18 protein-coding genes are annotated in these 14,025 nt (G+C 60.3%); 9 read left to right on the plus strand and 9 right to left on the minus strand.

The window, feature by feature from the left end; translation table 11 throughout:
- Positions 1-85 precede the first annotated feature (85 nt).
- Positions 86-652 (plus strand): dCTP deaminase, encoded by a 567-nt coding sequence (gene dcd, locus IE093_RS00310; protein ID WP_189464748.1) that lies wholly within the window; start codon positions 86-88, stop codon positions 650-652.
- Between the two features lie 178 nt (positions 653-830).
- Here dcd and purN read toward each other — a convergent pair whose 3' ends face one another.
- Both purN and purM read right to left on the minus strand, forming a co-directional pair.
- A complete protein-coding gene (gene purN, locus IE093_RS00315; protein WP_189464751.1) occupies positions 831-1,577 on the minus strand; it encodes a phosphoribosylglycinamide formyltransferase in 747 nt (248 codons plus the stop codon).
- Positions 1,574-2,665, minus strand: a complete 1,092-nt coding sequence (gene purM / locus IE093_RS00320; protein WP_189464754.1) for a phosphoribosylformylglycinamidine cyclo-ligase — start codon at positions 2,663-2,665, stop codon at positions 1,574-1,576. The genes purN and purM overlap by 4 nt, the downstream gene beginning before the upstream one ends.
- A gap of 152 nt (positions 2,666-2,817) precedes the next feature.
- Between purM and IE093_RS00325 the strand changes: the two genes are divergently transcribed.
- Positions 2,818-3,894, plus strand: coding sequence for an AI-2E family transporter (locus IE093_RS00325; protein WP_189465811.1), 1,077 nt, complete (start codon positions 2,818-2,820; stop codon positions 3,892-3,894).
- A complete protein-coding gene (gene hda / locus IE093_RS00330) occupies positions 3,891-4,592 on the plus strand; it encodes a DnaA regulatory inactivator Hda (RefSeq protein ID WP_189464757.1) in 702 nt (233 codons plus the stop codon). Before IE093_RS00325 ends, hda begins: the two co-directional genes overlap by 4 nt.
- A 9-nt stretch (positions 4,593-4,601) precedes the next feature.
- Here the strand turns inward: hda and ehuB are convergent, their stop codons facing one another.
- The 4 genes from ehuB to IE093_RS00350 all read right to left on the minus strand — a co-directional run bounded on the left by ehuB (position 4,602) and on the right by IE093_RS00350 (position 7,419).
- The gene (gene ehuB, locus IE093_RS00335) at positions 4,602-5,468 is read right to left on the minus strand and encodes an ectoine/hydroxyectoine ABC transporter substrate-binding protein EhuB (RefSeq protein ID WP_189464759.1); all 867 of its coding nucleotides are present in this window, start codon (positions 5,466-5,468) and stop codon (positions 4,602-4,604) included.
- Between the two features lie 271 nt (positions 5,469-5,739).
- Positions 5,740-6,165, minus strand: a complete 426-nt coding sequence (locus IE093_RS00340) for a secondary thiamine-phosphate synthase enzyme YjbQ (RefSeq protein WP_189464762.1) — start codon at positions 6,163-6,165, stop codon at positions 5,740-5,742.
- Between the two features lie 43 nt (positions 6,166-6,208).
- Positions 6,209-6,787, minus strand: a complete 579-nt coding sequence (locus IE093_RS00345; protein WP_189464764.1) for a carboxypeptidase-like regulatory domain-containing protein — start codon at positions 6,785-6,787, stop codon at positions 6,209-6,211.
- Positions 6,788-6,840: 53 nt separating this feature from the next.
- Positions 6,841-7,419 carry an NnrU family protein gene (locus IE093_RS00350; RefSeq protein WP_189464766.1) on the minus strand — a complete coding sequence of 193 codons (579 nt, stop codon included), beginning with the start codon at positions 7,417-7,419 and terminating at the stop codon, positions 6,841-6,843.
- A gap of 218 nt (positions 7,420-7,637) precedes the next feature.
- Here IE093_RS00350 and fnr point away from each other — a divergent pair, with 218 nt between their 5' ends.
- Positions 7,638-8,393 (plus strand): fumarate/nitrate reduction transcriptional regulator Fnr, encoded by a 756-nt coding sequence (gene fnr / locus IE093_RS00355; RefSeq protein WP_189464768.1) that lies wholly within the window; start codon positions 7,638-7,640, stop codon positions 8,391-8,393.
- 82 nt (positions 8,394-8,475) lie between these two features.
- Here fnr and IE093_RS00360 read toward each other — a convergent pair whose 3' ends face one another.
- The gene (locus IE093_RS00360; protein ID WP_189464770.1) at positions 8,476-9,054 is read right to left on the minus strand and encodes a hypothetical protein; all 579 of its coding nucleotides are present in this window, start codon (positions 9,052-9,054) and stop codon (positions 8,476-8,478) included.
- Between the two features lie 326 nt (positions 9,055-9,380).
- Here IE093_RS00360 and IE093_RS00365 point away from each other — a divergent pair, with 326 nt between their 5' ends.
- Positions 9,381-10,064: a helix-turn-helix domain-containing protein gene (locus IE093_RS00365; RefSeq protein ID WP_189464772.1), complete on the plus strand. Its 684-nt coding sequence runs from the start codon at positions 9,381-9,383 to the stop codon at positions 10,062-10,064.
- A gap of 244 nt (positions 10,065-10,308) precedes the next feature.
- On the opposite strand, the gene IE093_RS00370 is transcribed toward IE093_RS00365, so the two are convergent.
- On the minus strand, positions 10,309-10,677 hold the full coding sequence (locus IE093_RS00370) for a phasin family protein (RefSeq protein ID WP_189464775.1): 369 nt from the start codon (positions 10,675-10,677) through the stop codon (positions 10,309-10,311).
- A 185-nt stretch (positions 10,678-10,862) separates the two neighbouring features.
- Here IE093_RS00370 and IE093_RS00375 point away from each other — a divergent pair, with 185 nt between their 5' ends.
- The 3 genes from IE093_RS00375 to IE093_RS22380 all read left to right on the plus strand — a co-directional run bounded on the left by IE093_RS00375 (position 10,863) and on the right by IE093_RS22380 (position 12,773).
- Positions 10,863-12,242, plus strand: coding sequence for a class II fumarate hydratase (locus tag IE093_RS00375; RefSeq protein WP_189464777.1), 1,380 nt, complete (start codon positions 10,863-10,865; stop codon positions 12,240-12,242).
- Between the two features lie 73 nt (positions 12,243-12,315).
- The gene (locus IE093_RS22375; protein ID WP_229803120.1) at positions 12,316-12,621 is read left to right on the plus strand and encodes a hypothetical protein; all 306 of its coding nucleotides are present in this window, start codon (positions 12,316-12,318) and stop codon (positions 12,619-12,621) included.
- Positions 12,609-12,773, plus strand: coding sequence for a hypothetical protein (locus IE093_RS22380; protein WP_229803122.1), 165 nt, complete (start codon positions 12,609-12,611; stop codon positions 12,771-12,773). Before IE093_RS22375 ends, IE093_RS22380 begins: the two co-directional genes overlap by 13 nt.
- 17 nt (positions 12,774-12,790) lie before the next feature.
- Here IE093_RS22380 and IE093_RS00385 read toward each other — a convergent pair whose 3' ends face one another.
- Positions 12,791-13,516: a GntR family transcriptional regulator gene (locus IE093_RS00385; RefSeq protein ID WP_189464780.1), complete on the minus strand. Its 726-nt coding sequence runs from the start codon at positions 13,514-13,516 to the stop codon at positions 12,791-12,793.
- Positions 13,517-13,739: 223 nt separating this feature from the next.
- On the opposite strand from IE093_RS00385, the gene IE093_RS00390 reads away from it, so the two are divergent.
- Positions 13,740-14,024, plus strand: a complete 285-nt coding sequence (locus IE093_RS00390) for a UxaA family hydrolase (protein ID WP_110282459.1) — start codon at positions 13,740-13,742, stop codon at positions 14,022-14,024.
- The last annotated feature ends 1 nt before the right edge of the window (position 14,025 follow it).

Genomic DNA, 14,025 nt, shown 5'->3' on the forward strand with positions numbered 1-14,025 from the left:
CGCACAGCGCTTTGTAATCTTTATGGGGGCCGTTATGATAACGGCCCTATTTTTGTGAACGCCACGCCGCTTTCAAGGACGCCCCATGAGCATCAAAGCCGACAAGTGGATTCGCCGCATGGCGGAAAGCCAGGGCATGATCGAGCCTTTCGAAGCCGACCAGGTCCGATACGTCGACGGACAGCGAGTGATTTCCTATGGCACGTCCAGCTACGGCTACGATGTGCGTTGTTCCGACGAGTTCAAGGTCTTCACCAATATTCATTCGGCGGTGGTCGACCCCAAGGGCTTCGACGAGAAAAGCTTTGTCGACATCAAGAGCGATGTGTGCGTGATTCCGCCCAACTCTTTCGCATTGGCACGTACCGTGGAGTACTTCCGCATTCCGCGCAACGTGCTGACCATCTGTTTGGGCAAATCCACCTATGCGCGTTGCGGGATCATCGTCAACGTCACGCCGCTGGAACCCGAGTGGGAAGGCCACGTGACCCTGGAGTTCTCCAACACCACCAACCTGCCGGCCAAGATCTACGCCAACGAAGGCGTGGCGCAGATGCTGTTCCTGGAATCCGATGAGGTATGCGAGACCTCCTACAAGGACCGCGGGGGCAAATATATGGGGCAGCGTGGGGTGACCTTGCCCAGGGCGTGAGTCACTACAACACCCGGTGGCTGGGTTTCTTGGTGGGAGCGCAGCTTCGCTGCGCGATGAATCTGGCACGGTCTTGAGGATGCCGGCCTGGCGGCCGGATCGCGCAGAAGATCTGCGCTCCCACAAGAGTTGGAGCCATTGCGGACCAGGTGGGAGTGCAGCTTGCTGCGCGATTGACTCAGGCTTCTTCGTCGATATCCTCGTCCAACTCATCGGCGGTGTCGGCATGCGACATACGCATCCCTTGTGGCGGCAGGGGCACGCCATCAAAGGTCGGGCCTTCGGCTGCGAGCTGCAGGCGGCCTTCAAGGAACCACTTGACCGCGATGGGGTAGATCAGGTGTTCGCGAGCGTGCACCTTGTTCTTGAGGGTCTCCACGGTATCGTCTTCGGCAATTTCCAGAGCCGCCTGGATCACCACAGGGCCACCGTCGAGTTCTTCGGTGACGAAATGCACGCTGGCGCCATGCTCCTTGGCACCATCGGCCAACACCCGGGCATGGGTGTCGAGCCCTTGGTAGGCCGGTAGCAGCGACGGGTGAATGTTCAGCAGGCGGCCGTAGAATCGCTGGACGAAGATCGGGCTGAGAATGCGCATGAAGCCGGCCAACACAATCAGGTCAGGCTCATGGCGTTCGATGACCTTGATCAGCGCGCCGTCGAAGGCTTCGCGGCTTTCGTATTCGCGATGCGGCAGGGCCACGGCGTCGATGCCCGCGTCGCGCGCCCGTTTCAGGCCATAGGCATCGGCTCGATTGGAGATCACCGCCACGATCTCGCCACCCAGTTCATCATGCGACTGGGCATCGATCAGCGCCTGGAGATTGCTGCCATTGCCGGAAATCAGCACCACCACACGGCGCGGCTCGGTGGCTTCCGGCGTGAAGTCGTTGAGGGTGTCGTGGCTGTACTGGTCGTCGCTCATGCTTCGAGGTTCTCCAGGCGTACCTGTTCTTCCTGACCGTCGCGCTTGACGATCTCGCCAAGACGGTAGACGGTTTCGCCATGACGTTCGAGGTGGCTCGTGGCGTCCTCGGCGTCCTTGGCGGGCACTACGACCACCATGCCGATGCCGCAGTTGAGTACGCGATACATCTCGCGTTCGGCGACGTTGCCTTGCGCCTGGAGCCAGTCGAACACTGCCGGACGTACCCAAGCTTTCGTGTCGATGCGGGCGGTGAGGTCGTCCGGCAGCACACGGGGGATGTTCTCCAGCAAGCCGCCGCCGGTGATGTGCGACAGGGCGTTCACGGAGACTCCACTGTCCTTGATCAGTGACAGCAACGGCTTGACGTAGATGCGGGTGGGGGCGAGCAAGGCTTCGTGCAGGGGCACGCCATCGAGTTCGGTGTCAAGGTCTGCGGCACTGACCTCGAGAATCTTGCGAATCAGCGAGTAACCGTTGGAGTGCGGGCCGGAAGAGGCCAGACCCAGCAGCACATCGCCTTCACTGACACGCGAGCCATCCAGGATCTCGGACTTTTCGACCACGCCGACGCAGAAGCCGGCCAGGTCGTAGTCACTGCCTTCGTACATGCCAGGCATCTCGGCGGTTTCGCCGCCGACCAGGGCGCAACCGGCTTGCGAGCAGCCTTCGCCGATTCCGGTCACCACGTCGGCGGCGATGTCCACGTCGAGCTTACCCGTGGCATAGTAGTCGAGAAAGAAAAGTGGCTCGGCACCGGCGACCACCAGGTCATTGACGCACATGGCCACCAGGTCGATCCCGATGGTGTCATGCTTGCCGAGGTCCATGGCCAGGCGCAGCTTGGTGCCGACACCGTCGGTACCGGAAACCAGCACCGGTTCCTTGTAACCGGCGGGAAGCTGGCACAGCGCACCGAACCCGCCGAGGCCGCCCATTACCTCGGGGCGAGTGGTGCGCTTGGCGACACCCTTGATGCGTTCCACCAGCGCATTGCCGGCATCGATGTCCACGCCGGCATCCTTGTAACTCAGCGATGCTTGTGGCGTGGCGGTGGACTGGGAGGAATCGGACGTGCTGCGGGTCATGACGAGTCCTGTCGAAAGCGGCGGGAAATGAGGTAATCGAGGCATCGATTGTAACATCACCGGGCAAAGCCCGCATCGCTGACATAGGGCAACGAACCAGCCGACAGGACGAGGCATGCATGATGCGAGATGAAGACGAGGGAGACAGCGTGATGCGCAGATATTGGTGGATATTGGCCGCCGGAGTGGGGTTGGTATGGTTGTTGTTCCAGTTGGAGTCGATGCTGATGCCGTTCTTTGCCGGCATGATCATCGCCTATCTGGGCGATCCGCTGGCCGATCGCTTCGAGGCCTGGGGGGCGTCGCGCCCCTTGGCCGCCAGCGGCGTGTTCCTGCTGTTATTGCTGATCGTTTCCCTGGCGTTGCTGATCCTGATTCCCTTGCTGATCCATCAGTTGCGCCAGCTCAGCCAGGTGGTGCCGAATGTCTTTGCGTGGGTGCAGACCGTTTTGGCGCCGCAATTGCAGGAGTGGACCGGCTATGATGTGACCCCTGAATTGGGGGGTATCCAGAGCGTGCTGGCAGAGCATTGGCAGCAGGCTGGCGGTACCGCCGCGCAGGTGCTGACGAGGGTTGGGCGCTCGGGGGTGGCCTTCATCGGTTGGATCACTTATGTTGCATTGATCCCGGTGGTGGCGTTCTATCTGCTGCTCGACTGGGACCGGTTGATCGAGAATATCCGCAATCTGCTGCCGCGCCCGTGGGAGCCCGATGCGTCACGATTGGCGAAGCGTTGCGACGAAGTGTTGGCGGCGTTTCTGCGCGGCCAGTTGCTGGTCATGCTGTGCTTGGGGCTGATTTATGCCTTGGGGTTGACGCTATTGGGAGTTCGTTTCGGGCTGTTGATCGGTTTGATGTCGGGATTGGCCAGTATCGTCCCGTTCCTGGGATTCATCGTCGGCATCAGTGTGGCCCTGATCGTGGCATTCTTCCAGGAAGGCAGCTGGCTGATCCTGTTGGGCGTCGTCGCGGTGTTCGGATTGGGTCAGGTGGTCGAGAGCGTGGTGTTGCAACCCAAGCTGCTGGGCGACAAGATCGGCCTGCACCCTGTGGCGGTGATTTTCGCCGTGCTGGCTGGGGGCAACCTGTTTGGCTTCACTGGTGTCTTGCTGGCGTTACCGGCGGCGGCGGTGATCATGGTATTATTGCGCGAACTCAACGAACGCTATAAAAACAGCACCTTATACGATGCCGCTCGCGACGGCAGCCGAGACGAGGAGTCCCAATGAGCCCCGGGCCTGCGCAGCTTCCGCTCGGCGTGGGCTTGCGCGATGACGCGACCTTCGCCAACTACCTGCCGAGTGGCAACGCCACCCTGGTGGATCGGATGCGGGCACAGCTCGACGAAGCGGGCGAACCCTTTTTGTTCCTGTGGGGCGGCGAAGGTGTCGGTCGCAGCCACCTATTGCAAGCGGCCTGCCATGAGGCCAGCGACCGCGACAAGCGTGCTCTCTATCTCCCCTTGGCTGAGCTCGGCCATTTCCCGCCTCACATGCTCGAGGACATCGAGCGCCTCGACTTGGTAGCCATCGACGATCTCGAGTGCGTATTGGGTCGTAAGCGCTGGGAAGAGGCGCTGTTTCATTGCTTCAACCGCCTGCGCGATGCCGACAAGCGACTGGTGATTGCAGCCAGTGCCGCGCCTCGGCAGCTCGATATCCGGCTGGCCGATCTTGCCTCGCGGCTGACTTGGGGGATGACTTTCCATGTCAGGCCGCTCGACGATGATGGTCGAGCCGACGCGCTCAAATTGCGGGCGCAGGTGCGTGGCATGCAGCTTCCCGATGAGGTGGTCCGTTATATTCTGCATCGTGGGCCACGGCGATTGGGAGAACTGTTCGAGGCGCTGGAAACGCTGGACCGTGCTTCGCTTTCCGCCAAACGCAAGCTGACGATTCCATTCGTCAAGCAGGCCCTTGGCTGGTGAGGAGTCGACTCACTTGTTGCAGAGTTCCTCAGTGGTGTACTTGAAGGAGTTCAGGATGTCGTCCTGAGTGAAGCCGTGCTTGCTGAGCGTCTGCTCCCAGTCAGGGGTATTCTTGTAGCTGGCCAGTTCCCGGTTGACCGCATCGCGCAGTGACTCGGCTCCTTTTGGGAAGGTGAAGCCACCCCAGCTACGGACTTCTTCGCCATCGATCACGGGATCGACGAAACTGAGTGCCACTTCCACTCGTTGGTCCTGATTTTCCAGCTCGGTAACGGTCAAACCGGTGGCGGCATAGGCGTCGGCACGTCCGCTGACGATTGCGTCGATGGCATCCGTGTTGTTCTCGATGACCACCATTCGCGACTCGGGAACTCCCAGTGCCTGAAGGATTTCGCGTTGGTCGGCACCATCGAGAACCGCGACCGTAATATCGTCGCGCTCGGCGAAATCGTTGTAGGCATTGATCTCCTGCGGATTGCTTGCCTTAACCAAGAGCCCCTCACCGTAGGAAGTGGTCGGTTCGGAGTAAATCATCTGTCGACAGCGCTCGGGCAGGATGGCCATTTCAGCGGCGGTCATGTCGAAGCGACCTTCCTGCAAGCCAGAAATCAAGTCACCGAACGTTGTCGCTACCCACTCTATCTCGCCGATTTCCAGTGCTTCGATGATCGGCTTTGCCACCTCCGGGCCTGCACCCTTGGCTTCACCATTGTCGTCCAGATAACCATACGGCACCTCGTTGGCCACCGCGATGCGAATACTGCCTTGGTCCTGGAGTTCCTCCAGGGTCGCCGCGTGCGCGGTGGCAACGAACAACCAGGAAATTGCCACGGCAATGATCGGCGCCATCATCCGTCGCTTGGTGTCATGTTGCATCGATTGAGTCTCCCTTGCCTTGATGGGCCTGGCCATTTAGGGAAACACTGAATAAATGCCTGCGTGGATCAATCGCTGCGTTGCGCGGTGCCGAAGCGTCGGACCGGCGGACCCTCACATATACCCCATATGCTCCGGTTCCTGTGCTCCGGGCGCCTTGCGCTAGATCCTACTCGTCGATTTATTCAGCGCTTCCTTAGCCCGCATCGACTTTTCTTCATGGCCTAAACATAGGTGCCCGGACAAGAGCTTGCCAACATGGCCTTCCGACTCAACCGACGTCTCCATTCAGTGTGGCGATCAATCGGCGCTCACCTCCATGGTCGCGATGTTCTCCCAACCAGATCCCTTGCCAGGTGCCCAATGCCAGGCGGCCCTCTCTGACCGCAAGGGTCAGTTGGGTGCCGAACAGGCTGGCCGCGACATGGGCAGGCATGTCGTCCGGTCCCTCCAGAGTGTGGCGGAAGTAGGGCAGATCTCCAGGAACCAGGCGGCGAATGAAGGCATCCATGTCGTGGCGAACGTCCGGATCGGCGTTCTCGTTCAACGTCAACGATGCCGAGGTGTGCAGCAGTTGCAGGTGTAGCAATCCCACCTTCAGCTCGGCCAGACGTGGCAAGGCATCGATGATCTCCGCGGTGATCAGGTGAAAGCCCCGCGAACGTGGCGAGAGGCGAATTTGATATTGGTCCCACATGACTCGGTCCTGATCAAAGCAATGTGGCATGTGGCCGTTGCAGTCAGCGACTCAACGTCACCTGCGCGGTCTGTCCCGCGCCGACATGCACTTGGTGAATGATGATGGGGCTGCGCCCATTGGAGCCCGGCAGCCGAACGCTGCCTGCGACATAATAGTCGCCGGCCGGCAAGCCATTGGCAGTGAAATAGCCTTGGCTATCGGTTCGGGCCTGGTGGGTATATTCCCGAGCCCGCGGGTCGGCGGGCTCGATGGCCTTGCCGGCCAGTGCCGTTTCGGCGGCTTCGGCCGAATAGGTGGTCACCGGGGCGATGGAAATGACCTCATTGACTCCATGGATCCGGTTGCCACCTGGCGTCGTGTAGTACAGCCGACCGCGGATCGTGGCGTTGCCGTGCTTGGCCAGCGCCGCGTATTCGTGCTCCGGGAAAGCCACCTGACGGGCGACTCGTCCCGGGGGAGGCGATGGCCGGGTTTGCGGTTCGACAGCCTGAGGCGCGTCGCGATCGGCGCTTCTATCGATAATTTCGATGCGTTGCGGAGCCCTGTCAACGCCGGGTCCCATGACCTGGCAGCCGGCCAGTATGATTGCGATCGCTAGTAGGGTTAAGCAACTGCGCATGATTCCCCCTGGCGTAGCCCTCTTTGCTTCCACGTATCGTACCCCGTCAGATCCTAGCCCAGGGCCGGTACTCCGATAACCCGAACATGCAACTGGAAAGCGAACAGGAAATACAGGGCCAGTCCCACCAGCACGGCGATGACGTCTCCCCGGAAACGAGCCGCGACGGGTGCCCCTCCGCTCGTGCGATTGCGACGTCGGGCGGCGCGAAAGGCGATAAGCGACCAGACCAGAAACGCACCGAAGAACAGTATATCGCCTAGGTGGCCGTTGACCAGCAGGTGCCCGAGTGCCCATAGGGCTACGCTGAGCAGCATCGGATGCCCCAGGACGCTGCGAATATGGCTGGCTGGACTGTAGGTGGCGACCAGCAGGATGAAGGCGGGGATCATCAGCAGCGCCACCAGGTGTTGGGTCCACATCGGGGGCATCCAGATATCGATGGGTTCCTGGCGGGCCAGGCCGTACCCGTAGATGGCCAACCCTAGGCCGATGATGGAAATCAGTGAATAGAGGAGCTTCCAGGCAAGTACGCCAAAGCGTTCGATCTGTAATTGGCGCCAGTCATCGGCAACGATGCGCACGGAGTGCATCCCCAAAAACAGCAACAGGCCGAGAAGCATTACTGCCATGGTGGTGAAGTCCCTTTTCGGTCGGCCGGTGGCCGAGTGGATCGGCAGAGCAAGTCTAGCCCAATTTCGGGGCCCCTTTTATCGGGTTGTCACGGTCGCGAATGAGTCCCGTCGCGCAAACAATGAGTTAAGGCGTGGAAGCATGGGAGAAATGGCACTGTGGCCGTCACGACTTTCGTCCATACTCAAAAGAAGGTCGCAACCGAGAGGGGATAGTCATGACGAGTCCCAGCAATGTGTTGCGCTTCATCAGCCAACATGATGTCGATTGTCGAGCCTGTCACTTGAGTTCCCTTTGTCTGCCTCAAGGGCTCTCGATGGAGGATATCGCCGAACTCAATGACATCGCCCAGCCTCTGGCGACATTAAGGAAACGCGAAGCCCTGTTTCTTCAGGGCATGCCATTCACCAGCCTGTTCGTAGTGCGTTCGGGCAGCCTCAAGCAAGTCACTACGACGGAGACCGACGAATACCTGGTGACGTCTTTCTTTCTGCCGGGGGAACTGATCGGTCTCGACGCCATCGCCGAGAGACGCTATCCAGGCAGCGTCGTTGCACTGGAGACCGCGACGGTATGCGAGTTGCCGTTCGACCGGCTCGACGAACTCAGCTCCCGTGTGCCCGAGTTGCGCGAACGCCTCTATTACAGTTTGAGCCAGGAAGTGCACAACGAGCGCCTATTGCTGCGCCTGTTGCTGCGCAGAACCGCCGATGTGCGTCTGGCCTGCTTCTTCGTCGCCATGTCGGAGCGCTTCCGACGTCGCGGCTATTCGCCTTACCGCTTCCGACTGGCGATGGCGCGCGGTGAGATAGGCAATTACCTAGGGCTGACGGTGGAAACCGTCAGCCGTACCTTGGCGCGTTATCAGGAACAGGAGTTGCTGGACATTCGCGGGCGTGAATTCCAGATCCTTGACCTGGAACGGCTGAAACGCCTGGCCGAGACCAGCGGCCGACGCGGCGTAAGCGACTGAAAGGGGCTTTTCCGGCAATTCTTCAAGGCGCTTGCCGAAACATGGGGGCTCGCTTGCGCCGCTCCAGGGAAGTTGGTTCGGGTCATCGCTTCGATGCGAAAGCCATCGGGGACTGGCCGAAGGCGGAGAGGCTTAGCCACGCCGCTCTTGCCCGGTGGCGGGCTTCTTCAGGCTTGATGTGCTGTTGAACGCCGAGCCCATGCTGTTCCTGACACTCCTGGAGGACATGGCATTCGGCTTGCTTCTGCCTGACGCAGGCCAGGAACGGTTCATGCAGTTCCGGGGTGGCATTGGTCTCCAGCAGCCAAGCGAAGAAGTGTCGGGAGTGGTGAGTGGCTTCCAAGGCTTGCTCGAGCACTTGCCTCGCCATGGCATCGTCGACGATGAAGAAGTGGTGTTTGACGTTGGCCAGCAGGTTGCTTCTGACCTTGTCCGTCATGACGCAGGAGCCGAGCTCCAAGCGCTCGGCCGCACGGCGCAGGGTGTCTAGGCGCTGTTCGCACTCCTTGCCCAGTGCCGCCATCAGGTGGCTGACATGAGGAGCGTTAGGCAGGAAGCTTAGCGCAAGGCGTCGATAACGATGCATCTCCTGGCTCTCGTGAGTGCTGGCGAGGGTGAGTTGTTCCTGTGGCAAGAGTGTGAGTGCTGTCAAGTCGATCATGAGTGGTGGTCTCGCTGTCGTTGTCTTCGATGACCAAGGAGCCGGTCCGGTGGCATTAACAGGATGCAATCTAGGTAGGGACGGCGAAGCCTGCCATGACATGAGTCAACTTTGCGTGTGGATGTCGTGGTAGGGGTGTGGTTTGGACCAGTGATTCCGCATTGCAATATGATAGCCGTCAAGTTGCGAGAAGAATGATGTCCACGGAATGCGACATTTCAGGCATGGTGTAGGGCGGTTAGGGGCTCCCGATAAGTGGGCGCCGATCCCGTGCGCTGAAGACCCCAACAAAACTATTACTATGATGAGATGAAGTGTACGCAAATATGAGCTGCCTGACTCTGCCCCTGGGGCTGCCTCTGGAGGACATTCCCGAGCTCCATGAAAGCCAGATGTTCACGCTGCTGAGGAAAGGCGATGCGCTGTTCAAGCAAGGAATGCCGTTTACCGGCCTGTTTCTGGTACGTTCCGGCAGCCTCAAGCAGGTCTCGACGACCAGTACCGACGAGTCTCTGGTGACGGCCTATGCGATGCCGGGCGACCTGGTGGGACTCGATGCCATCGGCCAGAATGCCTACCCGGGCACTACCCTGGCGCTGGAAACCACCACGGTGAGCGTATTGCCGCAGGAGCGGCTCAGTGAGCTTGGTGCGCAACTTCCCGCGTTGCGCCAGCAGTTGTGCCGTAATTTGAGCCAGGAAGTGCACAACGAGCGCCTGATGCTGCGCCTGTTGTTGCGCAGGACCGCCGAAGCTCGCCTGGCGTACTTCTTCGTCGCCATGTCGGAGCGTTTCCGGCGCCGGGGTTATTCTCCCTTGCGGTTCCGATTGGCGCTATCGCGCATTGATATCGGCAGTTATCTGGGACTGACGGTGGAGACTGTGAGCCGCACCCTGGCACGCTTTCATAAGCAGGAGTTGCTCAGATCCAGTGGACGCGACTTCCATATTCTCGATCTGGAGGCGCTTTCGAGACTGGCCGAGGCTAGTGGGCGGCGGGGAGGAGCCTAAGGGAAACACTGAATAAATGCCTGCGCTCCTCAATCGCTTCGTTGCGCGGTGCTCGGAATCCTCACATATACCCCATATGCTCTGGTTCCTGTGCTCCGTGCGCCTTGCGCTTGAGCATGCTCGTCGATTTCTTCAGCGTTTCCTAAGAGATGAAATTGATGCCTGACAAAAACAGGCCGCCGGCTTTCACCGGCGGCCTGTGTCTCGTCAGGCGAGGGCTTTCAAGGCCCGGCTGGCGTCAGGCTTACTTGGTCGCCTGGGTTGTCGCCTTGGAAGCAGCCTTGACATTGTCCTCGACCAGCTTCTGACCTTTCTGAACGAATTCCTGCTGCAGCGCCACGACCTTCTCGGCGTCACCCTTGAAGCGCTCGCCCAGGTCCTTGGCGGTCTTCTTCTGTTCTTCGACGTAGGCTTGCAGGCCGTCGGCATCCTTGATGTCGAAGAAGGCACGTGCCTGCTTCAGGGTAGCGTCGGTGTAAGCCTTGGTGGCTTCGAACTGGGCGCCGATCAGCTTCTCGCTGTAGTCGAGGCTCAGGGCCGCATAGGCGCGGGCCGGGCCGAAGAAGAAAGTTTCGAATTGCTCGGTGGCTTTCTCGAAATTGACGTTGCTCATGGTACACCCCCGTAGGTTACTGGATTACGAAGGGTTTCTGCCTTCGCTGCAGTGCACAATAGCAAACCTTTTGCTGCGATGCAACATGAAGCTTGCAAAGCTGATCGAAATTTCCTTGAAAGCCACCGGCCCCGAAGCAATCCTTGTATGAACAATGGCTTAATGCACCAGTGTGGGAGGCGGCAATGAGTGACACCCGTATCGAGCGCGACAGCATGGGGGAGTTGGACGTCCCGACCAGTGCCCTGTATGGCGCACAGACTCAAAGGGCGGTCAATAACTTCCCTGTCAGCGGGCAGCCGATGCCCAGTGCCTTCATTCATGCGGTGGCGCGTATCAAATGGGCAGCCGCGGAGGTCAATGCGGCGCTGCGCTTGCTTGATGGTAAGCGTGCGGAGGCAATCGTTGCCGCCGCCAGGGCGATTGTCGATGGTCACCACGACGACCAGTTCCCCATCGATGTGTTCCAGACAGGTTCTGGTACCTCGAGCAACATGAATGTCAACGAGGTGATCGCTCATTTGGCATCTCGTGATGGGCTGGAGGTGGGGCCCAACGATCACGTCAACATGGGGCAGTCGAGTAACGACGTGATTCCCACGGCGATTCACCTTTCCGCGTCATTGGCGGTGCAGGAATCCCTGTTGCCGGCATTGGCGCATCTGCGCTCGACCATCGATACCAAGGCCGGCGAGTTGGACGCGGTGGTCAAGACTGGCCGCACCCACCTGATGGATGCCATGCCGGTGCGCATGAGCCAGGAATTGGGTGGTTGGTCGAGTCAGGTGGGACAGGCCATCGAACGCTTCGAGGGCTGCCAGGTACGCCTAGGGAGGTTGGCACAGGGGGGGACAGCCGTGGGTACCGGCATCAATGCCCATCCCGAGTTTGCCGAGCGGATGGCGAAAGCGCTGAGCGAGCAGACCGGGCTGCGGCTTGCGCCCAATGACAGCTTCTTCGCCAGCCTGGCGTCCCAGGATGCCGCCGTGGAGCTCTCCGGCCACCTGCGCACCTATGCTTGCACAGTGATGAAGATAGCCAATGACCTGCGTTGGATGAATTCCGGTCCCTTGGCGGGACTCGGCGAGATTGAGCTGGAAGCCTTGCAGCCTGGGAGCTCGATCATGCCGGGCAAGGTCAATCCCGTGATTCCTGAGTCCGCCGCCCAGGCCGCGGCCCAGGTGATCGGACTCGATAGTGCAGTGACAGTGGCTGGCCAGAGCGGTAACTTCCAGCTCAACGTGATGCTGCCGCTGATCGCCAATAACTTGCTGACCTCGATCACCCTGATGTGCAACACCAGCCGCCTACTGGCCAATCGTGCCATTGCCACCTTCAAGGTGCGCGAGGCCAATATTCGTGAACCCCTGACGCGCAACCCCATACTGGTCACGGCGCTGAATTCGGTGATTGGCTACAACGCGGCCGCCGCCATCGCCAAGAAGGCCTATCAGGCCGGCCGGCCGATCATCGAAGTAGCCGAGGAGGAGACCGACCTCAGCCGCGAGGAGCTGGAACGGTTGCTCGACCCGGCCCGGCTGACGGAGGGGGGGATACCGGGGTAGGCCGTGCCCGGCCTTCCTTGGCCCCTGGAACGCCAGTGCCGCCACGGTCGAGATAGCACAGGTTGCCTTCATCATGCAATGGCATGTGCTGGGCATATTCGCCCCTTTCTTCATGACCGGCAGCCTGATCGCCCGGTTCGGCGTCACCCGCATCTTGCTGGGGGGCACCGTGCTGCTCACTGGCACGGCACTGGTGGCCAACCTCGGAGTGAGCCTGGCCCATTTCTGGGTGGCACTGGTGCTGCTGGGGATCGGGTGGAACTTCCTGTTTGTCGGTGGTAGCGCACTGTTCTCGATCGTTCACTCCGAAGCCGAGCGCGGCAAGGTCAGGGCATCAATGACCTGGCCATCTTCTCCCTGGTGGCCGTGGGGTCACTGATATCAGGCGCGCTACTGCACCGCCTGGGCTGGGAGACACTCAATCTCGCCATGCTGCCGCCGATCCTGCTGGTGGCCCTGGCCACGCTCTGGTTCCGACTGAGCGCCTACCCACAGCCTGCGGGCCACGCACCAGACCAGCGTGAGGGATAAGGAAACGCCTGCCTGCTCTATAGCTCATTCAAATAACAGTGATTCTGGGTTTCACACCGAGAGACACGATACTCCAGCGCATGGCCTTGCAGGTCCTTGGCGATGCGGCGAATTTCGAGAAGCGGCGAACCGAGCTCCACTCCCAGATATTGCTGCTCAATGGCGCCCGCCGCCACGGCGAAGAGTCGTTCCTCGGCATGGGCCACACTTTGGCCGTAGCGCTGCTGATAGAGCTGGTAGAGGGTGTTGGGCAAGGTCTGTGGCTCTCGTTCTAGGTCCCGGAAGCGATCTGACGACACCACCACGTCCTCCAGCAGCGCCGGGGCCTCCTCCAATTCGCGAATCCGGCGGATATGCACCACTTCCGACCCCGCCGTCAGTCCCAAGGCCTCGGCCTCGTCGGCCGTGGCTACCCGCCGCTCGCGGATCAGTACCCGGGAGATGGGAAGCGAACGCGTGCCGTCCAGGCGTACCAGGTGGAAGAACTGGAACAGCGAGCGGTCGCTGTCATGGGTGGCGACCACCGTGCCTTTGCCTTGATGGCGGATCACCACGTGCTCGCTGGCCAGGGTGTCCAGCGCCTTGCGCAAGGTGCCCACGCTGACCCCGTACTCCCTGGCGAGGGTGGACTCGCTGGGGATGAAGGTGCCGGGCGGCCAGTCTCCCGACACGATGCGTGACATCAGGGCCTCCTTGATCTGTTGGTATAGCGGGCGGTAGCTGGGTGTCAGCGGCTGATCCATGTCTCGATTCCTGTCTGTTCAGTTCCGGCCCGGCGTTCGTGGCGACCGGACGTCGTGGCCTTGTCCCGATTATAGCAAAAACATATAGAGGACACTTGACTGTTCTATGTCCTATATCATATATATGAGTGGAGAGTTCGCGGCATCCAGCCCGTCGCAGTCTTGTCATCAGGGGGGAAGTGAGACACTCCCCAACAAACCTCGCACGTGGAGAGGAGACATCATGAGTATCGACTTCGTAGTACATGATGCCGGCGATAGTGTCGGCGTGGTGGTAGTCGAGGGAATTCAGGCCGGTCAAGAACTGACCGGGTGGGTCATGCACGAGGATCAGACCATCACCTGCCAGGTGAGCGACCCGATTCCGATCGGCCACAAGCTGGCGATCCGGGATTTGGCCGAGGGCGATACCGTGATCAAGTACAGCGTCGACATCGGTCGGGTGGTGAAACCGATCAAGCAGGGTGAGCACCTGCACGTCCACAACGTCAAAACCAAGAGGTGGTAAG

It is taken from the genome of Litchfieldella qijiaojingensis, from assembly GCF_014651875.1.
GTDB lineage: Bacteria > Pseudomonadota > Gammaproteobacteria > Pseudomonadales > Halomonadaceae > Litchfieldella > Litchfieldella qijiaojingensis.